This window comes from Leuconostoc suionicum (assembly GCF_001891125.1).
GTDB lineage: Bacteria > Bacillota > Bacilli > Lactobacillales > Lactobacillaceae > Leuconostoc > Leuconostoc suionicum.
The window spans coordinates 547,589-572,182 of record NZ_CP015247.1 but is presented as its reverse complement, the minus strand read 5'-3'; the positions used below and the strand labels follow the sequence as shown (position 1 = coordinate 572,182).

Below are 24,594 nucleotides of genomic sequence, written 5' to 3'. Positions count from 1 at the left end.
TGACGTAATAAAAACTCCTTAAGCTTATAAATAAATTATAACAAAAGGAGTTTTTATGTTTTAAAAAATTTTATCGATTTACTGTCACGGTTAAATCAGGAACGGCCTGATGCTGACGTGTGTAAAACGTTACGATATACTTATCACCTGTTACTTCTAGAACCGCATAGGTTCCACCAAGGTCCGCATGTGGCCCCTTTGGCAGGGTTGTTGAACCTGGATTGATAAATAACTTATGATCGTATAAAACAGCCCCTTCTTTATGTGTATGACCAAACAAAACAACTTGTGCATGGGCATCATTTGCTGCTTCGTTCATCAAATTCAAATTAGCCCATTTTAATATTGCCGTCGCATTGTAAAGGTGACCGTGGGTTTGAAAAAAAGTTATACCATCAATAACCGTTGAACGTGCTTCAGCAAAATCAGGATCATCATCCATGTTACCGATTACCGTAGAAACACCCTCAAAAATGTCATCATCAGCGTTCAATTCAGAATCACCATTGTAAAAAATACCAGCGACCTTATCTCGCCACTGAGCCAAAATATCTACTAAAATTTTTCGATCACTGTGTATATCTGAAACAATCAAAAATTTAACCATTATTCTCCTTTCAACCAAACTGGTAATTTTTTACCGAGTTCTTGCAGTGCTAAACCACGATGACTAATTGTATTTTTCTCACTTGCAGACATTTCTGCAAAGGTTTTGTTCATGCTGGGTACAAAAAATATTGGATCATATCCAAAGCCATCTTGTCCGCGTTCACTTTCCGTTATATAGCCATCTACCTGTCCGTTAACTATTAGGTTTGATCCTTTAGGACTATGTAAAGCGATAACGCTATTGAAGTGTGCTGTTCGTTGCTCATTAGGGACCTTAGCTAATTTCCGCAAAACTTTATCAATATTTGCTTGATCATCGTGATCGCCAGCATAACGTGCTGAATAAACGCCTGGTTCACCATTTAAAGCATCCACTGACATACCAGAGTCATCAGCCAAAATGTAATCATTAGGAGCAACTTTAGCAATCGTTTCAACTTTCTTCACAGCATTTTCTTCAAATGTTATCCCATCTTCAACAATCTCGGGAACATCCCCTATTTCTTGAAGTGAAACGACAGGTAAATCAATACTTATTGATGCCAGTAAGGTTTCAATTTCAGTTATCTTATGAGCATTATTGCTCGCTATAATTAGCTTCACTTTTCTTCCTCCAAATGGTCACCAACAATATTGAGGTGGCGCACATCTAACTCATGGTTGCGTGCTAACCAACTACTAGCAATTGTTTTGAATTTCAGTTTATCACCTGTCGTGTTATAAATATCATCGCTATGATTGTGTTTCACTTCTGAACGAATGTCAAGTTCATCCAAATATTGTTTCATTACCGCAACCGTCTTGGCGCCAGAATCAACTAGTGTAACATCAGGTCCGACTGCCGCTTGAATAAAAGGCGTCAGTAATGGAAAATGAGTACACCCCAAAATTAGCGTATCAATATTTGCCTCTTTGAAGGCACTCAAATGATGTGCAATTAGCTCACGGGCTTCATCACTCTGATAGAGATTATTTTCCACTAAAGTAACAAATTCGGGCTCAGCTTGCGAAGTAATCTGAACATTATTGTCAATTGCTAACATTTTTTCATTGTAGACTTGCGATTCGACAGTGCCTTGTGTTGCAATCAATCCAATTTTTTTATTTTGACTAATTGAGACAGCTGCTTCTGCACCTGGTTGAATGACGCCAATGACCGGAATAGGCAATTGATCTCGTAATTGTGATAAAGCTCTAGCAGTGGCAGTATTACAAGCAATGACCAACATTTTAATATTTTGCTCATTCACTAGATAATGAGCCATTTGAAAAGTATAGTCAATAACTTCTTTTTCGGATCGCGGTCCATATGGCATGCGTGCCGTATCACCAATATAAATTAATTGTTCGTTCGGTAATTGCTTCTGGGATTCTTTGACAACAGTTAGACCACCAATACCAGAGTCAACTAACCCAATAGGATTATTTTTTATCATATAATTAATTATGACGAGGATAATAAAAAATGCAAGCATTTGAGCACTAATTTTGTGTATAATGAAATGAAAGGATTTTCGTCAACCATGGATATCAACGATTACGATAAAATTTTACAAACAAACTTTCAAGTAAACAGTTTCGCGCTCAGTTTGCTGCGTGATGGTCTCTTAAAGAATTTGCTTCAAGAAGACTATCCGCATATTTTATACTGGGCCGGTAAAGAAATTGCACGTCAGTTTCCAACTGACACACTGTCAACAGTAAAAGAGTTTTTTGCCAACGCTGCTTTTGGTGATTTAGAAATTAAATCACAAAATAGTAAGAACCAACGTTGGGAATTAACTGGCGATTTGGTACGGCAACGCCTTGCGTTAAATAAAAATGCAGATTTTAGTTTAGAGGCGGGCTTTTTAGCACAACAACTTGAAGTACAAACTGGTGCCATTGCAGAAGCCAATTTCAAGTATTTGAAGAAAAACGAAGGTGTTTCTTTTGAAGTAATCACCGACCTATCAGAAACAGTTAATGTTGATGATCTTAGGAAACGTGCAGCTGCACGAGATTCTTTCTTAGATCGAACACATGCTACAACAGAAAAAGCTACCGTTGTGGAAGTACGCGATAACGACGATATTTCACGTGAACAGTCTATCACAGACTCCTTGTTAGCTTTTAAGTTTGATGAAACCGTCATGCCTACAGAAGAAAGTTCTGGGTTAAGTGCTTTATCTGGTGAAGAGATTGATCCATTTAATGTGCCAACATCTACAGAAAACTCACAGTCCCCTTTTAAGTAATAAAAAACCGTTAACGACAGCGTTAGCGGTTTTTTATTACGTTTCAATACTTTTTTGCAAACAAAAAACCCCTGACCGAAGAGGGGGGTTGGTCAGGGGGTTGATAACATAAGTTATCGGTGTATCAATCAACAATTGGGGGAGCTGATTGATGCATTACTGGGGGAAGTAATGAAACTCAAATGTTATTTGAGTATATATCTATTATAGACTAATTTATTCGTAATAATGTGTCTGGATTTTGACAAAAATATTACGTGACAATGACATAATATTTAGTGAAGTAAATAGCTTTTTTAAAGAATAATTAACAAAAAAGGTATTCCCGAAGAAATACCTTTTACATAACTTAAACGTCGCGACGACGTTCTTTAATACGAGCTGCCTTACCTTGCAAAGCACGCAAGTAGTACAACTTTGCACGGCGTACTTGACCAAAGCGAGTAACTTCAATCTTTTCAACACGTGGTGAGTGTAATGGGAATGTACGTTCCACACCAACACCTGAAGAAATCTTACGAACTGTATAAGTTGCTTGGATACCAGCGCCCTTGCGCTTAATAACAACACCTTCAAACAACTGAACACGTTCACGTGAACCTTCAACGATCTTGGCATACACTTTAACAGTGTCTCCTGCACGGAAAGCAGGAATGTCAGTACGTAATTGTGCTGATGTAACGTTTTCTAAAATAGTATTTTGACGCATTGGTCATTCTCCTGATCGACAATCATACACTTGCCCTTAGGCTTAAACGCACAGCGGATTATCGTTAATATGGGCTTTGATAGCCAACAGTAATTATAGCAAATTATAATTTTTATGTCTAGTATTACTTTGCGCGCTTCATTAAATCGGCGGAAATAATATCAATTTTAGCTTGTGATTCTTGCTGTGACTCAGATTCAACCCCAATGTAGAACTTTAGCTTGGGTTCTGTGCCTGATGGTCTTAAGGCCACCCAAGAACCATCATTCAACCAGTACTTTAACACATTTGCTTTTGGTTGAGGTAACTTAGCTGTTGATCCATCTTTGTTTGTTTCAACAGAGGTTGAAAAGTCTTGCACGCGTGCAACTTCTATTCCGCCAATTTCAGCGGGTTGATTATCACGAAAGCCAGCTATAATGGCCGCCATTTCATCATTGCCATGAATTCCTGGGAAATCTAAGCTAATTGTTTTTTCTTCAAAGTATCCAAATTTCTCAAATAATTCATACAATCCATCCGCAAAAGTCTTTCCTTGTGACTTGTAGTATGCAGCTACTTCTGCAAATAATACCAATGCTTGAATGGCATCTTTATCATGAGAAAATGGCTTGACCAAGTAACCAAAACTTTCTTCAAATCCAAACAAAAATGTATTGGATTTTGTTTCCTCAAATTTATCAATTGTAGCTGCAATATATTTAAATCCAGTCAACACATCAGCTGTTTCAACACCAAAGCTTTCAGCAACCTTTGACGCAAAGCGTGACGATACAATTGATGTCACAATCGACCCATTAGTTGGCAAACTGTTCGTGTCTTTTTTAGCTGTTAATAAGTAATTAACCAAAACAGCGGCAATTTGATTACCTGTCAAAATTTGGAATGTGCCATCAGCTAGTTTAACAGCAGCGCCCATGCGATCAGCATCAGGATCTGTTGCTACAACAGCATCTGCCCCATCACGCTTAGCATATTCAATAGCTAATGATAACGCGGCGGCATCTTCCGGATTGGGTTTTTTAACTGTTGGAAAATCACCGTCAATAACAGCTTGTTCTTTTACAATCGTGTAATTTGTGAAACCAGCCTGCTGTAATGCTTTTTCGCCAATGTATTGGCCTGTTCCATGTAGCGGTGAATAAACAAACTTTAGCGAAGCACCTTCTTTAGCAACAAGGTCAGCGTTCACTGTCACTGTTTCCATCTTCTTCAAATATTTATTATCAATTTCATCATCAATAATTTGCACATTTTTGTTGTCTTCATCTAATGCGATATTAAAAATATCAGTAATGTTCGCCAGTTCGTTAACCACAGCATCAACTGCTTCTGGAACCATTTGACCGCCATCTTCTCCATAAACCTTGTAACCGTTATATTCTTTAGGATTATGTGATGCAGTGATCATAATACCGGCGAAAGCGTGTAATTCACGTACAGTAAATGACAATTCTGGTGTTGGACGCAACGAACTAAAAAGGAAACTCTTAATTCCATGTGCCGACAATACTTGTGCCGCATTTGAAGCGAATTCAGGCGAAAAATGACGCGAATCAAAACTGATTGCTACGCCACGCTTTTTTGCATCTGATCCTTGCTCATCAATGTAACGTGCCAAGGCTTCAGTTACTTGACGAACTGTGAAAACATTCATGCGGTTTGTCCCTGCACCCAATACACCGCGCATTCCAGCTGTACCAAAACTTAGATTTTGATAAAAAGCGTCTTCCTGCTGTTCTGGTGTGTATTTTTCTAAATCAGCAGCCAAATAATCTGGTAAAGTCGCTTCTTGCCATTTTGTAAGTGCTTCTTTATAACTCATGATTTACCTTCTTTTTTCGTAATTTCTTAAATTATAACAAATTTATTTTCGAATAAACAATTGAATAATGCGTTGTCGACATTTAGGACTGCGTAAAATTACTATAAATATTACAGCCATTATAATGATTAGGGAAATTGAAATTTGTCTTGGAATTTCAAGATGCCCAATAAAATAACCTATTGAAACCATGACTAGTGACCACAGAAAACTAGCAAAGGCCGACATCCGTAAGTAATTTAAAAATGCTAAACCTAAACGGTGAGCTAATAGTGGCACCGCGACACGAATAAAAGGTAAAAAACGTCCCAAGACAATAAATAGCAACCAGCGTTTTGGATGAAAATTGCCTGCGATTTGTTCAACTAACTCACCATGTACATGTTTTTTAATAATTGGAATTTTACCAAATTGCTTTGTGATATAGGCGCCAAACCAGTAATTAACACCATCCCCCAAAAAGGATGCAAAGGCGAAAACTAAAATAACTAGTCCTAATTCAAAAATATTGTGATGTGTCCCTGCCAAGCCACCGACCGTAATCAAAATAGCATCTCCGGGAATAAATCCTGTCAGAATACCAGCCGTCTCAACAAAAATTAGTAAAAACATCACAATGAAAGTTGATATAGAAAATTCAGTGTCGCTACCAATTAGATGAGTAATCCACCCCGGTATCGTTGCTAATGTATTTATAAACATTTCCCCTCCAAAATGTCATATTCTTTTGAAAAAAGTGTAACAAAATCACTTATTGCTCGGGTTGAAATAACTCAACGCCTAGTAATTCGTTATTTTGTGGTTTTTCTCCAGGGTTTTCTATTACCGCAAATAATACGTCAATCAACACGTTTGCCGCCTGCTTCACTGGTTGTACGACCGTTGGCAAATCAGGATGTAGCTGACGAACAATTGGCGTACCATCGTAACCTATAATTTTTACATCTTCTGGAACACGTTTGCCGATTTTTCTAAGTGCGTTTTGTAATTGAATTGCGCCAACATCATTGTAAGCAAAAACACCATCAATATCGTCTTTTATAACGTAGTTAATCATTTTGTCGAGATCTTCTTTGGAAGCAAACCCTTCCAAGTTAAAGTTTTCTTGGAACACCTTTGCTGAAGAGCCTTTTGTCGCTCTCAAAAAACCATCGTAGCGGATATGTGTAGGTGATTTCGAGCCATCGTCGTCACTCAGTATTAATAGGCGTCGAGCTCCTGTTGAAAGCAAGTACTTACCAGCAAGATAGCCCCCTTCCTCATTGTCTTCAGAAACGATAGGGATATCATCTGATAGATATCGATCATAAGAGACAATCGGTAAATAAGTATTCTGATATTCTTCGATATCTAGATTGTGTGAAGAAGTTATTATCCCTTCAACTTGATTAGCAGCGAGCATTTGCAAATATTGCTGCTCTTTTTCAACATTATTTGCTGATGCTGCAATAATAACTTTATAACCCTTTAAGAACAATAACTGTTCGATTTCATTGGCTAGTGCAGTAAAAAATGGGTTTTCCATATTAGGTAGAATCAAACCTATAAATTGTGATGATTTACCTTGTAATGAACGTGCCATTGCATTTGGTTGATAATGTAGTTCACGCATTGCAGCATGGACCTTATCAATTGTTTTTTGGCTCAAAGAACCATAGCTGTTAATAACACGTGATACTGTTGTCACAGAAACACCAGCTAGCGCTGCGACATCACTTAATTTTGCAACCATTACATACCTCCATAGTCTTATATTATTTTATCACACCAACAGCCTTATAATCGAAAATTAATTTGGCCTGAGACTTGACTTTACAATGCCAAAGGTTTAGTATAGTCACCGTAAGTTACTTTTGTCACAAAAAAGGAGAATTAATCATGGAAGCACTTGTTCTAACCGGAACTAAGAAATTAGAAGTAAAGGACATTGATCGTCCCAAGGTTTTGCCTAACGAAGTTTTGATTCATACAGCATTCGCTGGAATCTGTGGAACTGATCACGCACTATACGCTGGTTTGCCAGGTTCAGCTGATGCTGTTCCTCCAATCGTTCTTGGCCATGAGAACTCAGGTGTTGTTGCAGAAATCGGTTCTGCTGTTACTAACGTTAAAGTTGGTGACCGCGTGACTGTTGACCCTAACATCTATTGTGGACAATGCAAGTACTGCCGTACTGCACGCCCTGAATTATGCGAAAACTTGTCAGCCGTTGGCGTAACACGTGATGGTGGCTTTGAAGAATTTTTCACTGCACCTGCATCTGTTGTTTATCCAATTCCTGATAACGTCTCATTAAAGTCAGCTGCTGTTGTTGAACCAATTTCATGTGCCGTTCACGGTATCCAATTGTTGAAGGTTACTCCTTACCAAAAGGCTTTGGTAATTGGTGATGGATTCATGGGTGAATTGTTTGTTCAAATCTTGCAAGCATATGGTATTCACCAAGTTGACTTGGCTGGTATTGTTGACGAAAAGTTGGCAATGAACAAAGAAAAGTTTGGCGTAAAAAACACATACAACACAATGAAGGGTGACAAAATCCCTGAAGGTGAATATGATGTCATTATTGAAGCCGTTGGTCTACCACAAACACAAGAAGCTGCTATTGAAGCATCAGCTCGTGGCGCTCAAGTATTGATGTTTGGTGTTGGTGGTCCTGACGCTAAGTTCCAAATGAACACTTATGAAGTATTCCAAAAGCAGTTAACTATTCAAGGTTCATTTATCAACCCTAACGCATTTGAAGATTCATTGGCTTTGCTATCATCTGGTAAGTTGAATGTTGAAGCATTGATGTCACACGAATTAGACTATAAGACTGTTGACGACTTTGTTAACGGTAAGTTAGGTGTCGTATCTAAAGCTGTTGTGAAGGTTGGCGGCGAAGAGGCATAATTATGACTCAAAACGAGACAAAGACGAAAAGCTCTAGAACTATTTCAATGAGTTTGTCGATTACCTACTTTGCTATTTCGCTAGTTATCAATGCCATGGGTAATGTCTTAACATTAGTTACTTCTGATCATATTCACCCTGCCTTTCTTGGATCTGCTTACTGGACAGCAGCAGAAGCCAACTTAGGTCACGCGATTCTAGGAAATAATTCTCTAGCATTATTCTGGGCCTTTCTAGTTCTTGGTATGTTAATCTCCTTCCTAAATGCATTTTTGATGAAGAAGCTTGATTGGAAAAGAATTTTAGGTAACTTTATATTCATGCTACCCTTTTCAATTTTCATTCAATGGTTTTCAAACATTTTCAATCAAATTATGCCTGATGCAAAGTCATTACCAATGGTCATTTTATACATTGTGATTAACTTCGTAGGAGTTGCCCTTATTGGTACTGCTATTTCAATATATCAACGTGTAAATTTAGTTTTGCATCCAGCAGATGATTTAATGCAAATTTTGCGTTTTAAGTATTTTAAGGGTTCTGCTTTCAAAGCAATGTGGGCCTCATACATTCCACCAACAATTTTTGCCATTATTGCGTTTATTATTACTTTCCCAAATCTGTATAATTTTGGCTTAGGAACGCTTTTCGCCTTTCTTTTCCAAGGCGGAATAACTGGAATTGCTGACAAACTAGTATTTCGTAATTTAGATCACCAAGCTGTTGATGTTGGTGAATAAGATAAACTCATTGTTTGGTATGAAAAATATTAATTTTGGAGGAAACAATTATGGCTTTTGCTGATTATTACTCAGGTTTACAACACGTTGGTATTCCATCATCTTCACTAGAACAATCTGAAGCATTTTGGACCAAATTAGGTTTTAAAAAGACTGGTGATTTTCCTGCCGGAAATGTCATCTTTATGCAACGTGAAAATCTAGTGATTGAAACATGGAGTGGTGACAAAGTTGCTGGTAAGCCAGGAGCTATTAACCATATTTCAATGGACACTACTGATGCAGATGCTGCTTTTGATGCCGCTAAGGCTGAAGGCTTCACTCTGATTGATTCAGAAGTGCAACATTTACCATTTTGGGATAAAGGAATCAAGTTCTTTAATCTTCAAGGACCCGATGGCGTTATCGTAGAATTCTGTGAAATCGTTAAATAATTAAAATAGAAAACCGATGACTAAGAGTCATCGGTTTTTTTACTTATTCTGCAATTTTTTCAGTGGCAGGTAAACTACTTATATAATCGTATACACCCTGACCAGCCAAGCTACCATCGCCGACAGCAGTAGTTATTTGTCTCAAATCTTTTACACGAACATCGCCGACAGCAAAAACACCGGGAATACTAGTTTGCATCTTATCGTCTGTTACAATCCAACCTTCTGGATCAGTAATATTGAGATTTTCAAAGCCTTGAGTGTTTGCCTTTAATCCTACGTAAATGAACACACCTGAAGCATCAATATGACGCTTTTCATTTGTCTGGTTATTGATAACATCGACGCCTGTAACTTTGTCATCGTCACCAGTAATCGACACCACTTCAGTATGCCATTCAAACTTCATTTTAGTGTTATCAAATGCACGATTTTGGATAATTTGTTGCGCGCGTAATTTGTCACGACGATGAAGTACTGTCACTGATTTTGCTAAATTAGTTAGGTATAAACCTTCTTCAATCGCCGAATCACCACCGCCAATAACCAAAACATCCTCGTCTCGGAAAAATGCACCATCACACACTGCACAATAACTTACGCCACGACCCTGATACTTATCTTCACCCGTCACATCTAAGTGGATATGCTCCGACCCAGTTGCAATGATTATTGCTTTAGAAGCATAATTCCCCATATCAGTGTGAATTATTTTTCTATAATCTTCAACTTCAATACTCTCCACTGATCCAAAACCATACTCAGCACCAAATTGTGTTGACGAAGAATACATCTTTTCAGCTAAATCTGGCCCCAAAATCGAATCAAATCCAGGATAATTTTCCACCTCAGCTGTATTATTCATTTGACCGCCATAAATACCACGATCCAACATTAATACTGATAAATTAGCTCTTGAAGCATATGTGGCTGCAGTCATTCCTGCTGGTCCAGCCCCAATAACGACCACATCATATTCTTTGAGTTCTTCTGACATACTTTACCCCTTTACTTACTTTTTGTTAACACTAATTGTACTCGATTATGTACCCCTTGTCGAGCATAATCATCTTATTTAAAAAAACAGGAAGCATTTTTCCTGTTTTTAAATTACAACTTTGATGCCAATTCTTTAATATAAGCACGTAATGCATCCTTTGTTTGCGGATGCTTTAAACCAAATTCAATGTTTGTTTCCAAGAAACCAATTTTTGAACCAATATCATAACGGCTCCCCTTAAATTCATGAGCATATACGTGTTGCCGGTTATTCAATGAATCAATAGCGTCAGTCAATTGAATTTCATTTCCTTTACCAGGTTTTGTATTTTCTAGTTCTTCGAAAATTTCAGGTGTCAAAAGGTAACGTCCAATAATTGCTAGGTCTGAAGGTGCATCCTCAGGCTTTGGCTTTTCAACGAAACTCTTTACACGATATAGTCCACCTTTATCAACTTGCGCGGCTGGATCTATTACACCATACTCTGATACTTGATCGTGAGGTACTTTCATAACAGCTAACGTTGATTCGCCGGTTTCCTCATAACGTTGGATTAATTGTTTTGTCAACGGTACTTCATCTTGCATCAAGTCATCGCCCAGCAAAACCACAAATGGTTCGTCACCAATAAACGCTTTTGCAGTCAAGACAGCATCACCGAGACCCTTGGGATGTGATTGACGGATGAAATACATATTAATATCTGTTGTTTCCTCAACAAGCTTTAGTAGTTCATCCTTTCCTTTTTCACGTAAATTATTCTCTAATTCTGGGTTAGAATCAAAATGATCCTCAATAGAACGCTTTGATTTGCCATCAACAATAACGATGTCTTCAATGCCAGATTCAATCGCTTCACGTACGATGTATTCAATCGTTGGTGTATCGACAATTGGCAACATTTCTTTAGCTAATGCCTTAGTTGCTGGCAAAAAACGTGTACCCAATCCTGCTGCTGGAATAATAGCTTTACGTACTGGTTTCATGATTTTTTCCTCTTTACTTTTTCTAATCTTCACTACGCAACGGACGACTCATTAGGTCGTTAACTACATCACGCAATGGTTCATTTTCATATAATATACGATAAATACCGGCTGTTATAGGCATTTCCACACGATGCTGTTGCGAAAATTCATATACTGCTTTCGTAGTGCTAACACCCTCAATAACCATGCCCATGTCATCTTGAATCTCTTGCAAACTCTTCCCTTCACCTAACTGTTTCCCAGCACGGTAATTTCTGGAGTTTGGTGACATGCCAGTAACAATCAAATCACCAATGCCTGCAAGTCCTAAAAACGTTTCTGGTTGGGCTCCCATTGCTTGACCTAGGGCGCGCATTTCCGATAAGCCACGTGTCAGCAAAGCAGCCTGTGCATTAGCACCATAACCCAATCCTATTAATGCACCAGATCCGATGGCGATAATGTTTTTTAAAGCTGCCGCCAGTTCTGATCCCAACAAATCATGATTCGTATAAGGTCTAAATGAACTATTGGCAAATATCTGCTGTAGTAATTTGGCAGCCTCTTCATTTTCAGAAGCAATTGATACAGATGTCAAGTCATGCTTGATAACATCTTCTGCATGCGATGGGCCAGAAATCATTGCCAACGTTGAACGATACTTTGTAGGCACTTCTTCGGCAAGCATTTCCGACACACGCTTATAGGTTACTTGCTCCAGTCCTTTAGTGGCATGCGCCAAAATCACCTGATGATCTTGCTTATTTAACACGTCAGCTAGCTGACGTGCAACTTCTCGTACGACTTTAGTAGGAACAACTGTCAAAACAATTTCGGTATCCATCACCGCCAAGGCCATGTTACTGGTTGCCATTAACTTAGATGATAACTTTGCATCTGGCAAATACTTTTTGTTAGTATGTTGACTGTTTATTTCATCCGCTTGCGTCACAGTACGCGTCCACAGACGCACATCGTTATCATTTTCCGCAGCAACATTTGCCAACGCAGTGCCCCAAGAGCCACCGCCCAGTACGGCTATTTTAGTCATTTTTTTCGTCCCCTGCATCGATTTTTTCATTCTTTTCCATTTCAGCAGTCATACGCTCTTCTAATGTCTTAAGCGCATCAATGCCCATATTCGCTGTACGGAACTTAACCGAGGCTGCATCAATCACACTTGCAGTATTTCTACCAGGCGTCACCGGCACAACCATTCGCTTAATCTTAACACCTAAAATTTCTAAGGAATCATTATCGTCACCTAAACGGTCAAAATTGGCTTCACCTATTTTACCATTAGATAAATGAATATTTAACGCAATGGTTGCATGTGATCGAACAGATACAGCACCATAAACTTGCTGCACATCAATTATTCCGACACCACGCACTTCCATCATGTTACGTAATACACCGTTCGGTTCTCCAATAAGTCTCTCTTCATCTTCTTGATAAATATCGACACGATCATCGGCAACCAAACGTGCTTTCCCTTGTTGAATTAATTCCAAAGCTGATTCTGTCTTACCAATTCCCGCGTCTCCAGTAATTAAAACGCCTAATCCGTGGACATCAATCAAAACACCGTGAACGTTTTTACGTGGTGCTAGTTCGCCACCTAAATAATATGTCATATTGGATAAAATTCGTGAAGAAGTTAAAGTTGAAGACAGAATAGGTATGTGTGCCTCATCAGCTGCCTGACTTAATTCATCACTTATCGGTAAGCCAGTTGAAATAACAAAAGCTGGCGTTTTTTCATCTGCCATACGGCGAAACACTAGCAATAATTCGTCATGACTCATACGCTCAGAAAATGATGTTTCAGTAATACCAAGTAACTGAATTCTTTCTGGAGCATAATAATTAAAATATCCTGTCATTTCCAATCCAGGACGAGAAATATCTGAAGTCGTGATTTCTCGATCTAGATATTGTTCACCGGCAACAATTTTTAATCTGGTATTTTCTACTAATTGTTTCACTGTTACTGAATTTTGTGCCATTTTAATGTCTTCCTACTTGCACATGCAAATCATTTGTCAAAAACGTATTAAGAATAGAGATAATAAATGCAATAATCATTGCCCAGCCAAAACTTGAAAACTCAAATCCTCCCACAATATCAGCAGTAAATTCTAATAATAAGGCATTGACAACAATAGCAAAAAATCCAAAAGTCAAAATTGTTAATGGCAACGTCAAAATTGTTAAAATAGGTTTAATAACAGCATTTAAAATTGATAATACAAATGCTGCTAGCAAAGCCGCAATCCAGTTGTCTACTCGAAAACCTGATGGAAAGATCATTGATAAAATCAAAAAAGTCAGCATATTTGTTGCCAAACGAACAATAAATCGCATTAAATTCTCCATTACATATTTTTTTGAAAACGTTTACCATATTGATATAGTAAGCTTTCAATAATTCCATTATAACAAATATTGTAGATAGTTTGTCAAATGTCTTCAAAAGTATCGGTTCAAAATAGTATTAATTTTCATCGTTAACTAATCAAACATTTACATCGAATTTTTTAGTGTTTACTTATAATTACTCTGACTAATAATTTGCTATTAAATAAATTCATCACTCATACTTCTTTATAAACTTAAAGAGCGAAACGTAGTATTTTTCTACGTTTCGCTCTTTAATATATTACAAGTCTATATTATATAAAGAAATTATACCCAGGATTTAATTCAATAATTTTTCCTGTTCTTTTATATACAATCCACTCGGCAATATCTGTCGTATAATCACCAATACGCTTCAAGTATCCAGCAATTACAAGATAATCAGCAGCCGAATCAACTAATTCAGCATCTTCTTTCATGCCATTGACAGAATCTGTTCGAACTTTCGCAGCACTTTGAGTGAGTATACTGTTTTTATCAGCAATAGCCTCGGCGCCAAGAGCATCATTTTTTACGTAATAATCCATGACCTCTGACACCATACCAGCAACCATTTCACCCATTTCACCTAATTCTTGTTCGACATTGGCAATATGTTTTGTGCCTTTAACACGTATTGTCGAGTTTGCAATGTTACGAGCTTGATCACCCATACGTTCGAGTACGGATACTGCCTTTAAAATAGTAACAATCTCACGCAAATCAGTTGTCACTGGTTGATACAAGGCAATCATTTCGAATGTCTTTTTTTCAATTGCTGCCTCACGTTCATTAATTTGGTGGTCATTTTCTAAAATTTTACGAGCACCCTCACGATCATGATCCACAAACGATTGCACAGCTTTTTGAATAGTTTGCGAAACCAGCATGCCCATTTCTGTGAATGAACTATCTAAATCTGCTAATTCTTCATCAAATAATCGACGCATAGTGAAACCTCCTTAATTTTATTATATTATAACTGTTCTATATCAAAATTGTGTAAATTAGCCAAAACGACCAGAAACATAATCTTGTGTCTCTTGCTTTTCTGGATTCAAGAAAATATGTTTTGTATCATCCACTTCAACCAAATCACCACTCAAGAAAAATGCTGTTCGATCAGAAATTCGTGAAGCTTGCGACATTGAGTGTGTCACAATAATCATTGCATAGTCATCACGAAGATTTAACAAAGTTTCTTCAATATTATGACTAGAAACTGGATCAAGCGCTGAAGTCGGTTCATCCAACAATAGCAATTCTGGAGATGTAGCTAAGACACGTGCAACGGAAACTCGCTGTTGTTGACCCCCAGATAATCCAAGTGCCGATTTGTGTAAATTATCTTTCACTTCATCCCAAACAGAGGCTTGTTTTAAGGCCTTCTCCACTGCTTCATCCAACACTGCCTTATCTTTTACACCAGCAAGGCGCAATCCAAAAGCAACGTTTTCATATGTTGAAAATGGAAACGGGTTAGGCTGTTGGAAAACCATTCCTATGCGCTTGCGCAAATCAACTGTATCAGTTGTTGGTGCGTAAATATCTGTTCCCTTAAAGTTAAATGAACCAGTGACGGTTACATTATCTTCTAAATCGTGCATACGATTAATAGCACGTAAGTATGTTGACTTTCCTGATCCAGAAGGACCAATCAAGGCAGTAATCCCCTTCTCTGGAAAGTCTAAATCTATACCATGAAGCGCCTCTTTTTTGCCATACCAAAGGTGCACGTCACGGGTTGATAAAATTGTCTTTTGTTTGTTATCTGTCATCCGAAATTACCTGATATATAATCATTTGTGAGCGCCACTTTTGGTCGTGTAAATATCTTTCGTGTTAAATCATATTCTATAATCTTCCCCATATGGAAGAACGCTGTATAATCACTAATTCGAGCAGCTTGCTGCATATTATGTGTCACAATAATAATTGTGTACTTGTCTTTTAACTTAAGTAATGTATCTTCAACCTGTGCAGATGATATAGGATCCAACGCACTTGAAGGCTCATCGAGCAATAAGATATCTGGTTTAAGCGCCAGTGCACGTGCAATAACAAGACGTTGTGCTTGTCCACCAGATAATGCAAGTGCCGACTTATCCAGTTCATCTTTCACTTGATCCCATAAGGCAGCTTGTTTGAGGCTTGTTTCTACAACTTCATCTAACTGCGCCTTAGTGTAATTTCCACGACTAGTTAAAGCAAAAGTAATATTATCATAAATTGATTTTGCAAAAGGATTGGGTCGCTGAAATACCATGCCAATATGTCGGCGCATTTCATAAACATCAATTTTTTTGGTATTAATATCCACTCCACGATACATAATGTTTCCATTAACAGTAGCAACGCCATCGTTCATGCGGTTTAATGAACGTAAAAATGTTGATTTCCCGGATCCTGAAGCGCCAACTAAGCTCGTAATTTTATAACGCTCAAACTGCAGGTCGCCTTCGCTCAAGGCAAGGTTATCACCATAAAACACTTGCAAATCTTTTGTTGACAGAGCAATTTCATGTTTTTCGGTATCCATTTTATAAATAAACCGTTCAGGTGCATTTTCTCTAATGAACTCACTAGCTGGTTTAAGATCTGTATTTGAATTTATCATAATGGCCTCACGCACTCGTTAACTTCTTATAAAGCTTCATACCTAATTTTCGTGCGCTAAAGTTGAATAGCAACACAACAATAATCAAAACAGCTGAAGCCCCTGCCGACACGGCACTAACATCAGGCATGATGCCTTCAGAATTAATTTTCCAAATATGTACAGCTAGTGTTTCGGCTGGACGCATTGGGTTCAATGGGCTTGAAATATTAAAAGGATTCCAATCCGAAAAATTCAAGGCTGGAGCCGATTGACCGGCAGTATAAATTAAAGCTGCGGCTTCACCAAATACTCGACCAGCGGATAGTACAACACCAGTTACTATTGAAGGTACTGCTGCTGGTAAAATAACATGTAATACTGTCTCCCACCGTGATAGGCCAAGTGCTGCTCCGGCTTCACGTTGCAAATCAGGAATTTGCGCCAAACTTGTCTCAATTGAGCGTGTTAACAAAGGTAAATTAAACAATGTCAGTGCAATAGCACCAGACAAAATAGAAAATCCTAATTTGAACTGAACAACAAAGAGCAAGAAACCAAACAGACCAACAACAACAGATGGTAATGAACTCAATATCTCAATTGCCGTACGTACAATAGCTGTAAAATGGTTTTTTTGAGCATATTCGTTAAGGTAAATTGCAGCACCTAAAGCTATTGGAAAACTAATGACCATTGCAAGTATTAATAAATAAAATGAGTTAAATAGTTGTATACCAATACCTCCACCTGCTTCAAAAGCCCGTGCTGGTGAAGTCAAGAAATGCCAAGACAAATGTGGCACACCACGTACTAGAATAAAACTCAGCATCGCAAACAAGATTAAAGCGACGATGCCTGAAATAGCGTAAATAACGCCAGTAGCTATTTTATCAGCAGTTTTTGCATTCATTATTTCATCGCTCCTCTACGTCCAATTGCACGAACAATCAAATTAAACACTAATGACATAAGCAATAGAATCATTGCTAGGGTCCACAACACATCATTTTGCAGTGAACCCATAACTGTATTTCCAATGCCCATTGTCAATACAGATGTCAAGGTAGATGCTGGTGTTGTTAAGCCTGTTGGCATCAAAGCAGCATTACCGATAACCATTTGAACAGCCAATGCTTCACCAAACGCACGCGCCATTCCAAACACAATTGCTGTCATAATTCCAGGTGTTGCTGCTCTTAAAACAACTTTATAAATCATCTGCCAACGCGTTGCACCAATTGCCAAAGCAGATTCACGATAGTAACGAGGAACTGACTTTAGAGTATCAACAGTCATTGATGTGATAGTAGGTAAAATCATAACGAACAGAACAATTGTTCCAGAAAGAATTCCAAACCCTGAACCACCTGTTACCGTTCGAATAAATGGAACGACTACAGTTAAACCAATAAAGCCATATACAACCGATGGAATTCCAACTAGTAATTCAATAATTGGTTGCATAATTTTTGCACCACGTTTTTGAGCGATTTCTGTCATAAACAAGGCTGTTCCAATAGCAAACGGTGTCGCAACTATTGCGGACAAGAATGTTACCAAAAATGATCCAATAATCATTGGTAATGCACCAACGTATGGCATTTTTGTTGCTGGATTAGTTACTGAAGGATTCCATGTTGTTCCAAGTAAGAAGTCCTTAACACTCACACCATCTTTAAAGAAGGTCGATAGCCCTCGACTTAAAACAAAGGCAAAGATCGCAACAACCACAATCCCAATCAGAGTTAATGCTGTCAAACTAACAGCACGACCAAACGTATCCTTACGAGTTGATTCGGATCGTTGCATAAGTTTTTTTGTAATGTTATCCATTTTTTCTCCAAGGTGAGTGCCGAAATATATTGATTTCGAACAAGAAATATGTTTATTTTTTAGTCAAATGCCCATTCACATCACGACTAATTTTCATGTCATGTATTGATATGTACCCTAACTTTGGTACAAGAGTCGATTGAATTTTTTTAGAAGTTAAATACTTTAAAAATTTAGCTACTGGCTTTGTTGGCTTGCCTTTAGTATACACGTGCTCATACGACCAAATGGCATATTTTCCAGAAACAACATTTTGCTTTGTTGGCTTAACACCATCAACACTAGCAGCTACCACTGTATCGTCAACATATCCAAAAGCTGCATAGGATATAGCACCTGGCGTAGTTGCAACAATTGAACGAACCATTCCTGAGGAATCCTGTTCTTGTGCTTCAATACTTTGAGCACCTTTCAGTCCCCATTTTTCAAAAGTTGCTCGTGTTCCAGAACCGGCCGCACGATTAATGATTACAATTTTTTGATTGTTACCACCAACTTCTTTCCAGTTTGTTACTTTACCAGTGAAAACGGCTGTTAATTGTTTTGTTGTCAAATTTTTTACACCATTATTTTTGTTTAATAGTGGCGCAATACCAACAACGGCAACTTGATGATCCGTTAATTTCTTAGCATCGATGCCTTCTTTTTCTTCAGCAAATACATCAGAATTACCTATATCAACAGCCCCCTGTGATACTTGACTTAATCCGGTACCTGTTCCACCACCTTGAACGTTGATGAAAGTTCCGAGATTGTCTTTAGCATATTCCTCACCAGCAGCTTCAACTAAAGGTTGTAAAGCTGTTGAACCAACTGCAGTGATTGACGTATTTGACGCGCTTTTATCACGCATTGCATACGCTGTTCCAAGCGCTGCAGCAACTGCCACGGCTACAATCGTCAATACGATTGGACCGCGATATGATTTCGACATGTTAATGCCTCCCAAGATTTACTACTACATACTTATTATCTTAAACTTATGTAAATGTCAAAACGCTTTTATGTAAAGATTGTGTAAAGAGAATAAGTTTAAAAATACAAAAAAGCAAAGTAAAATTTTACTTTGCTTTTCGCTGTAACATGCATCGAATGATTTATAAAGGTAATACAACACTAATAGTTGTCCCAACACCTACCTGTGATTTAACTTTAATTTCACCGTTATGTCTATTTACAATTTCGTTCACAATAGCTAATCCCAAGCCAGTGCCACTAGCTATTTTTCGCTGTCGAGACTCATCACCTCTATAAAAGCGTTCAAAAATACGTGATTGTTGATTGAATGGTATACCGATACCAGTATCTTTAAAATCTATTTGCCATTGCTGCTGGTTTTTATGCACTGTTACCCAAATATCGCCATTCATTACATTATATTTCACTGAGTTTGTTAGCAAATTTTGGACGATTGTACTAATATCATTCGCGACGCCTGATACACTAAAGTCGGAAGCAATTTCATTATGAACCGTCACAGTTTTTGTATCAATTTTTTTCAACTGTTGATCAACAATTTTCGCAACCTCAACATCTGTTACTTTTTCGTCTATTTTATGTTGCAGACGAGATAATGATAATATATCATTGACCAATGCTGATAAACGTTTAGCTTCATTTGCTACAATTTGTAAAAATTGTTGCCGTGTATCGTTATCTGAGCCGGCCTCACCTTGCAATGTTTCAACGAATCCCGTTATTGCCGTTAAAGGTGTTTTAAATTCATGTGATGCGTTTGCTAGAAAATCAGCCTGCATACGTTCAATTTTAAGTACTTCAGTTAAATCATACAACATGACCATAACTTCTGAATTGGATCCAGATTGATGATATAGTGTACTCACATCATATTGCCGCGCTTCACCATTAACCATCAAGTTCAAAATAGATTGTTGTCTCTTTTTAGTATTAAAAGTGTGATTAATTATTTCAGACAAGGTAAATTGACGAATAACCAAACTATCTAAAATTGGTATTTCAGGCATTTCTACACCAAGAAAATCGGCAGCGGTTTGATTAAAAACATCTACCATATGATTCCGATTAACATTAATAACACCAACTGGTAAGCTTGTTAAAAGAGTTTGATAGTTGTTAATTTCGCGATTAGCATCATATTGCATATGACGTACATAAGTCTGTAATTCATTGAACTTTTCCAATAAGTCATAGTAAGGTGATGTTGGTTCAGCTAGTACACCTCTTGGTGTTTCACCTGTAGTCGTTGCCAACATTCGCTGTTTCATAATAGTTAACTCGGACGTTTCTTTACTTTTCCAAAAGTTTAAGGACCAAATTTCAAGATTAGCTACTACAAAAAAAATTACTAAGAGCATGTACAGTTGTTTTGGAGTGACATGAATTACATGTGTTACTGCAAATAATAGTAAGATATTTAAACTATATATGCTAATCAATTTTCCAATTTTTTTCTTCATAAGTTTATTCTAACATGGTTTTAACAATGTATTAAATTAGAAGGCAATAAAAAAACAAGCAGTATGCTTGTTTTTATCTATTTACTTGTCACTAACTTTACCACTTGAATCACGTGTAACTTTCATATCTGTCAAGCCAATATATCCCAGCTTAGGAACGATTGTTTTTTGAACTTCCTTAGTTGTGAAATATTTCAAGAATGCTTTAGTTGCACCTGTGGGTGTACCCTTAGTATACATGTGTTCATAAGCCCAAATTGGCCATGAGTTATCTTCTACGTTTGCCTTATTAGGATGAACACCACTTAAATTCAAAGCCTTAATACCATCTGAATCAAGATAAGCAAATGCTAGGTAAGAAATAGCCCCTGGTGTTGTCTTAACGATTTTTTGAACAGTTCCATTAGAATCTTGTTCTGTTGCTTGAACAGCATTCTGACCATCTAAAATATTTTTTTCAAAAACAGCTCTTGTTCCTGAACCAGTTGCACGGTTGATAACAACAATCTTTTCATCTTTTCCGCCTACATCTTTCCAGTTTGTTATTTTACCAGTGAAAATATCTCGCAACTGTGTTTTAGTTAAGCTACTGATTTGAACATCACTATTAACAACTGGTGCAATACCAACAACAGCAACTTTATGATCTACTAATTTACTAGCATCTACACCTTCTTTTTCTTCGGCAAAGACATCAGAATTACCAATTTGTGCCGAGCCGTCAGATACTTGACTTAATCCGGCACCTGATCCACCACCTTGCACCGTCACAGTTACACCAGGATTTTTATCTTGGAATGAACTGGCAACTTGCTCTGCTAGAGGTTGTAGAGCTGTCGAACCTAACGATAAGACTTTACCAGTAACCTTAGAAGATGAAGAAGAGCTTGTATTTGTATTACTATCACTTGACTTGTTGTTAGCGGAAGTATACAAAGCAATTCCGGCCGCAATGACCACTATACCACCAATAATTCCTACAATCTTTTTGTTCATGAAGATTTCTCCCTTAGAAATATGTAACGAAACAAGGGTGTAGTAGAGGCTCTTGGGCGCCGCTCCTTGTTTACAACTTATATATTACGAGAACTATGTTATGAAACGTCGCACAATTCAGTCGCATTCTTGTAAATGATTGTAAAGAATAATTTACAAAACAAAAATGGCTCACTTTCGACGCAATGTCTACAGTTTGCCATTCACCATAATAATGCCACATAACATGACTATATATATTATAAATACACTAATTCGTCATAGTATACCCAAATCCGCGAACCGTTTTCAATATTTTAGGTGTCTTTGGGTTTGACTCAATCTTATCACGTAAGTTGCTGATATGCATATCTACCATACGGCTTTCGCCAGTATATTCATATCCCCACACAGCTGTCAAAATTGTTTCACGATCAATTACACGCCCCAAACGCTGTGCAAAATATAATAACAAATCATATTCTCGTGGCGTTAAGGATAAAACACTATTTTCTTTCATCACTGTTTTTTTACTATCATTGATGAGCAAATCTTGTATAGAAATAACCATTTCATCCGTTTTGTTGGCATCTGTACTAACTTGTGAACGACGTAATACTGCTTTTAGTCTTGCTACAACTTCTCGGGGACTGAAAGGTTTAGTGATATAGTCATCCGCACCTAATTCTAAGCCAAGCACACGGTCAAACTCATCCCCTTTTGCGGTCACCAAAATTATTGGCGTGCTAACTTTATCTTGACGTAACTGTTTTAAAACAGTCATGCCATCCATTTCTGGTAACATTAAATCCAACAATATTGCATTGAATTGTTGCTCTTTTGCCTTTTGGTAAGCGGATAAACCATCCAATGCAACCGTTACTTCGTAACCATTTTGTTGCAAATTATATTGCAGCAGCGTTGCAATTGCCGTTTCATCATCAACAACAAGTATCTTAGTCATGTCTATCTCCATGCGTTTCTATACTTGCATTGTAACAAAAAAAAGAAAAACGACCTAACGTTTTTCTCAATATTTACATAATTTATACAATTGGTTCATCTGTTAAAGAATCATCTGCTGATGTATCCAAATCTGGCAAATTAATTTGTTCATCAGATTTTTCCGCCTGAGCTTCCGTATTTGAAACGGCAGTACCATTCGCATTAGAATCAATACCATACGCTTGACGCACCTTGACATATAGTTCTTGTCGCAATGCAGTATGCTCAGGATCATCTAAATAGTCTTTGGCTTTCTCACGCCCTTGACCAATTCGCTCACCTTCGTAGGCGTACCATGCACCTGCTTTATCGATAATATCTTGATCAACAGCAAGATCGAGAATTTCACCTGTTTGTGAAATCCCATGCCCATACATAATATCGACTTCAGCAACTTTGAATGGTGGAGCCACCTTGTTTTTAACAATTTTAACTTTTGTCAAATTACCGGTGACATCAGTACCGTCTTTAATTTGCGTTGAACGTCTAACTTCTAAACGTACTGTCGAATAGAACTTTAGTGCACGACCACCGGGTGTAGTTTCTGGGTTTCCAAACATTACGCCGACTTTTTCACGAATTTGATTGATGAAAATAGCAATTGTTCCCGTTCGGTTTAAAGTTCCCGCTAACTTACGTAGTGCTTGACTCATCAAACGAGCTTGCAATCCAACGTGCGCATCACCCATTTCACCTTCGATTTCTGCACGAGGTACTAATGCAGCAACTGAGTCAACAACAATCATGTCTACAGCACCTGATTGTACCAAAGCATCAGCAATTTCTAATCCCTGTTCGCCTGTATCCGGTTGTGACAAGAGTAATTCGTCTTTTTTAACGCCAAGGGCTTCAGCGTATTTAACATCCAAAGCATTTTCAGCATCAATATAGGCAGCCGTTCCACCTTGCTTTTGCACTTCAGCAACTGCATGAAGTGCGATGGTTGTTTTACCGGATGATTCTGGACCGTATACTTCAATAATACGTCCCTTGGGATAGCCACCCACACCCAAAGCAACATCAATTTTAACAGAACCAGAAGGGATCGTTTCGATCTGCGTTAGCGCGTTATCTCCTAACGTCATCACTGAACCTTTTCCAAAGTTCTTTTCAATTTTCTTTAGCGCTTCATCTAGCGCGGCTCGACGACCATCTTTCTTTGCTTGATCGTCTTTTTTAGTCGTTTTCTTTGCTACCATTGCGGCTAACTCCTTTTATCTTACTTGATTAGTGTACCTTTTTCGCGAGTCAAAAGCAAGTATTTTTCGAACATTTGTTCGTTTTCGTTTGCTTTCTTCTTGATTATACGAAAAAAGCGCTAAAAGCGCTTTTAGTTCCTTACATCCCATCAGAAAAGACATTTCTATTTTGCCAAAAATAATCGATACCGGAATAAATTGTAAAGATAACTGCAACCCACAATAAGACATTCCCAATAGGAAAATTAATAATGGAAAATGGCGCGTTGCGAATATACAAGAAGAAAATAGCAAACATTTGTGAAAATGTTTTTATCTTTCCTGGCATCTGTGCTGCCAAAACCTTGCCATTGTTTTCAACAATTAGCGTACGTAAACCTGTAACAGCCAACTCTCGAATAACAATAACCGCAGTCATCCAAGCTGGAACAACATTGAAGCTCGTTAAGAAAATCAACGCTGTCATAACCAAAAGTTTATCAGCCAAAGGATCCGCAAACTTTCCAAAATTGGTAACTAAATGCTGACTACGAGCTATTTGACCGTCCAAGAAATCAGTTGCAGAAGCTATTGCAAAGACAACAGCGGCAATCAACCAATTAACAGGCATGTTTACTCCTAAAAAGCTGATATTAGACCAAGCATATGGTACTGTCAGCAATAAAATAAATACAGGAATTAAAATAATTCTGAAAACAGTTAGTTTATTAGGTAAATTCATGATACAT

The 24,594-nt window shown here is 37.8% G+C and carries 27 protein-coding genes; 4 read left to right on the top strand and 23 right to left on the bottom strand.

Going from position 1 to position 24,594, the window contains the following annotated elements:
- Nucleotides 1-70 precede the first annotated feature (70 nt).
- Genes A6B45_RS03015 through racE form a run of 3 tightly spaced genes read right to left on the bottom strand, consistent with a single transcriptional unit; the run spans nucleotide 71 to nucleotide 2,084 of the window.
- Nucleotides 71-607, bottom strand: coding sequence for a YfcE family phosphodiesterase (locus tag A6B45_RS03015; protein WP_072613283.1), 537 nt, complete (start codon nucleotides 605-607; stop codon nucleotides 71-73).
- A complete protein-coding gene (locus A6B45_RS03010; RefSeq protein ID WP_072613282.1) occupies nucleotides 607-1,212 on the bottom strand; it encodes an XTP/dITP diphosphatase in 606 nt (201 codons plus the stop codon). The genes A6B45_RS03015 and A6B45_RS03010 overlap by 1 nt, the downstream gene beginning before the upstream one ends.
- On the bottom strand, nucleotides 1,209-2,084 hold the full coding sequence (gene racE / locus A6B45_RS03005; protein ID WP_072613281.1) for a glutamate racemase: 876 nt from the start codon (nucleotides 2,082-2,084) through the stop codon (nucleotides 1,209-1,211). Before racE ends, A6B45_RS03010 begins: the two co-directional genes overlap by 4 nt.
- Nucleotides 2,085-2,132: 48 nt before the next feature.
- On the opposite strand from racE, the gene A6B45_RS03000 reads away from it, so the two are divergent.
- Nucleotides 2,133-2,846, top strand: a complete 714-nt coding sequence (locus tag A6B45_RS03000; protein ID WP_072613280.1) for a YslB family protein — start codon at nucleotides 2,133-2,135, stop codon at nucleotides 2,844-2,846.
- Between the two features lie 349 nt (nucleotides 2,847-3,195).
- Here the strand turns inward: A6B45_RS03000 and rplS are convergent, their stop codons facing one another.
- From rplS to A6B45_RS02980, 4 genes are all read right to left on the bottom strand, one after another.
- Nucleotides 3,196-3,555, bottom strand: a complete 360-nt coding sequence (gene rplS / locus A6B45_RS02995) for a 50S ribosomal protein L19 (protein ID WP_004164446.1) — start codon at nucleotides 3,553-3,555, stop codon at nucleotides 3,196-3,198.
- A 124-nt stretch (nucleotides 3,556-3,679) separates the two neighbouring features.
- Nucleotides 3,680-5,380, bottom strand: coding sequence for a phospho-sugar mutase (locus A6B45_RS02990; protein WP_072613279.1), 1,701 nt, complete (start codon nucleotides 5,378-5,380; stop codon nucleotides 3,680-3,682).
- A 42-nt stretch (nucleotides 5,381-5,422) separates the two neighbouring features.
- The gene (locus A6B45_RS02985) at nucleotides 5,423-6,082 is read right to left on the bottom strand and encodes a DedA family protein (RefSeq protein ID WP_072613278.1); all 660 of its coding nucleotides are present in this window, start codon (nucleotides 6,080-6,082) and stop codon (nucleotides 5,423-5,425) included.
- Between the two features lie 49 nt (nucleotides 6,083-6,131).
- Entirely contained in the window at nucleotides 6,132-7,112 is a 981-nt protein-coding gene (locus A6B45_RS02980; protein WP_072613277.1) for a LacI family DNA-binding transcriptional regulator, read from the bottom strand.
- 146 nt (nucleotides 7,113-7,258) lie between these two features.
- On the opposite strand from A6B45_RS02980, the gene A6B45_RS02975 reads away from it, so the two are divergent.
- The 3 genes from A6B45_RS02975 to A6B45_RS02965 are packed head-to-tail and all read left to right on the top strand — an operon-like array spanning nucleotide 7,259 to nucleotide 9,449.
- The gene (locus A6B45_RS02975; RefSeq protein ID WP_011679419.1) at nucleotides 7,259-8,275 is read left to right on the top strand and encodes a zinc-dependent alcohol dehydrogenase family protein; all 1,017 of its coding nucleotides are present in this window, start codon (nucleotides 7,259-7,261) and stop codon (nucleotides 8,273-8,275) included.
- A gap of 2 nt (nucleotides 8,276-8,277) precedes the next feature.
- Nucleotides 8,278-9,015 (top strand): fructose permease, encoded by a 738-nt coding sequence (locus A6B45_RS02970; protein ID WP_072613276.1) that lies wholly within the window; start codon nucleotides 8,278-8,280, stop codon nucleotides 9,013-9,015.
- A 50-nt stretch (nucleotides 9,016-9,065) separates the two neighbouring features.
- Nucleotides 9,066-9,449: a VOC family protein gene (locus A6B45_RS02965; protein ID WP_072613275.1), complete on the top strand. Its 384-nt coding sequence runs from the start codon at nucleotides 9,066-9,068 to the stop codon at nucleotides 9,447-9,449.
- A gap of 43 nt (nucleotides 9,450-9,492) precedes the next feature.
- Here A6B45_RS02965 and trxB read toward each other — a convergent pair whose 3' ends face one another.
- The 16 genes from trxB to pgsA all read right to left on the bottom strand — a co-directional run bounded on the left by trxB (nucleotide 9,493) and on the right by pgsA (nucleotide 24,587).
- Nucleotides 9,493-10,446: a thioredoxin-disulfide reductase gene (gene trxB, locus A6B45_RS02960; RefSeq protein WP_072613274.1), complete on the bottom strand. Its 954-nt coding sequence runs from the start codon at nucleotides 10,444-10,446 to the stop codon at nucleotides 9,493-9,495.
- 113 nt (nucleotides 10,447-10,559) lie between these two features.
- Complete coding sequence (gene galU, locus A6B45_RS02955; RefSeq protein ID WP_010285820.1) at nucleotides 10,560-11,435, bottom strand: UTP--glucose-1-phosphate uridylyltransferase GalU; 876 nt, start codon at nucleotides 11,433-11,435, stop codon at nucleotides 10,560-10,562.
- 22 nt (nucleotides 11,436-11,457) lie between these two features.
- Complete coding sequence (locus A6B45_RS02950) at nucleotides 11,458-12,468, bottom strand: NAD(P)H-dependent glycerol-3-phosphate dehydrogenase (RefSeq protein ID WP_072613273.1); 1,011 nt, start codon at nucleotides 12,466-12,468, stop codon at nucleotides 11,458-11,460.
- Nucleotides 12,461-13,426 carry an HPr(Ser) kinase/phosphatase gene (hprK, locus tag A6B45_RS02945; protein ID WP_072613272.1) on the bottom strand — a complete coding sequence of 322 codons (966 nt, stop codon included), beginning with the start codon at nucleotides 13,424-13,426 and terminating at the stop codon, nucleotides 12,461-12,463. Before hprK ends, A6B45_RS02950 begins: the two co-directional genes overlap by 8 nt.
- 1 nt (nucleotide 13,427) lies before the next feature.
- On the bottom strand, nucleotides 13,428-13,784 hold the full coding sequence (locus tag A6B45_RS02940; RefSeq protein WP_072613271.1) for a phage holin family protein: 357 nt from the start codon (nucleotides 13,782-13,784) through the stop codon (nucleotides 13,428-13,430).
- A 308-nt stretch (nucleotides 13,785-14,092) separates the two neighbouring features.
- Nucleotides 14,093-14,767, bottom strand: coding sequence for a phosphate signaling complex protein PhoU (gene phoU, locus A6B45_RS02935; protein ID WP_072613270.1), 675 nt, complete (start codon nucleotides 14,765-14,767; stop codon nucleotides 14,093-14,095).
- A 57-nt stretch (nucleotides 14,768-14,824) separates the two neighbouring features.
- A complete protein-coding gene (pstB, locus tag A6B45_RS02930; protein WP_072613269.1) occupies nucleotides 14,825-15,595 on the bottom strand; it encodes a phosphate ABC transporter ATP-binding protein PstB in 771 nt (256 codons plus the stop codon).
- Nucleotides 15,592-16,434: a phosphate ABC transporter ATP-binding protein PstB gene (gene pstB, locus A6B45_RS02925; protein WP_072614464.1), complete on the bottom strand. Its 843-nt coding sequence runs from the start codon at nucleotides 16,432-16,434 to the stop codon at nucleotides 15,592-15,594. Before pstB (A6B45_RS02925) ends, pstB (A6B45_RS02930) begins: the two co-directional genes overlap by 4 nt.
- A 7-nt stretch (nucleotides 16,435-16,441) precedes the next feature.
- A complete protein-coding gene (gene pstA, locus A6B45_RS02920; RefSeq protein ID WP_072613268.1) occupies nucleotides 16,442-17,326 on the bottom strand; it encodes a phosphate ABC transporter permease PstA in 885 nt (294 codons plus the stop codon).
- On the bottom strand, nucleotides 17,326-18,249 hold the full coding sequence (pstC, locus tag A6B45_RS02915; protein WP_072613267.1) for a phosphate ABC transporter permease subunit PstC: 924 nt from the start codon (nucleotides 18,247-18,249) through the stop codon (nucleotides 17,326-17,328). Before pstC ends, pstA begins: the two co-directional genes overlap by 1 nt.
- 52 nt (nucleotides 18,250-18,301) lie before the next feature.
- Nucleotides 18,302-19,183, bottom strand: a complete 882-nt coding sequence (locus A6B45_RS02910; RefSeq protein ID WP_072613266.1) for a phosphate ABC transporter substrate-binding protein PstS family protein — start codon at nucleotides 19,181-19,183, stop codon at nucleotides 18,302-18,304.
- Nucleotides 19,184-19,346: 163 nt separating this feature from the next.
- Nucleotides 19,347-20,687: a sensor histidine kinase gene (locus tag A6B45_RS02905; RefSeq protein ID WP_072613265.1), complete on the bottom strand. Its 1,341-nt coding sequence runs from the start codon at nucleotides 20,685-20,687 to the stop codon at nucleotides 19,347-19,349.
- An 81-nt stretch (nucleotides 20,688-20,768) separates the two neighbouring features.
- Complete coding sequence (locus tag A6B45_RS02900) at nucleotides 20,769-21,683, bottom strand: phosphate ABC transporter substrate-binding protein (RefSeq protein WP_072613264.1); 915 nt, start codon at nucleotides 21,681-21,683, stop codon at nucleotides 20,769-20,771.
- A 250-nt stretch (nucleotides 21,684-21,933) separates the two neighbouring features.
- A complete protein-coding gene (locus A6B45_RS02895) occupies nucleotides 21,934-22,626 on the bottom strand; it encodes a response regulator transcription factor (RefSeq protein WP_072613263.1) in 693 nt (230 codons plus the stop codon).
- Between the two features lie 82 nt (nucleotides 22,627-22,708).
- Nucleotides 22,709-23,866: a recombinase RecA gene (gene recA / locus A6B45_RS02890; RefSeq protein ID WP_072613262.1), complete on the bottom strand. Its 1,158-nt coding sequence runs from the start codon at nucleotides 23,864-23,866 to the stop codon at nucleotides 22,709-22,711.
- A 139-nt stretch (nucleotides 23,867-24,005) separates the two neighbouring features.
- The gene (pgsA, locus tag A6B45_RS02885) at nucleotides 24,006-24,587 is read right to left on the bottom strand and encodes a CDP-diacylglycerol--glycerol-3-phosphate 3-phosphatidyltransferase (protein ID WP_072613261.1); all 582 of its coding nucleotides are present in this window, start codon (nucleotides 24,585-24,587) and stop codon (nucleotides 24,006-24,008) included.
- Between the last annotated feature and the right edge of the window lie 7 nt (nucleotides 24,588-24,594).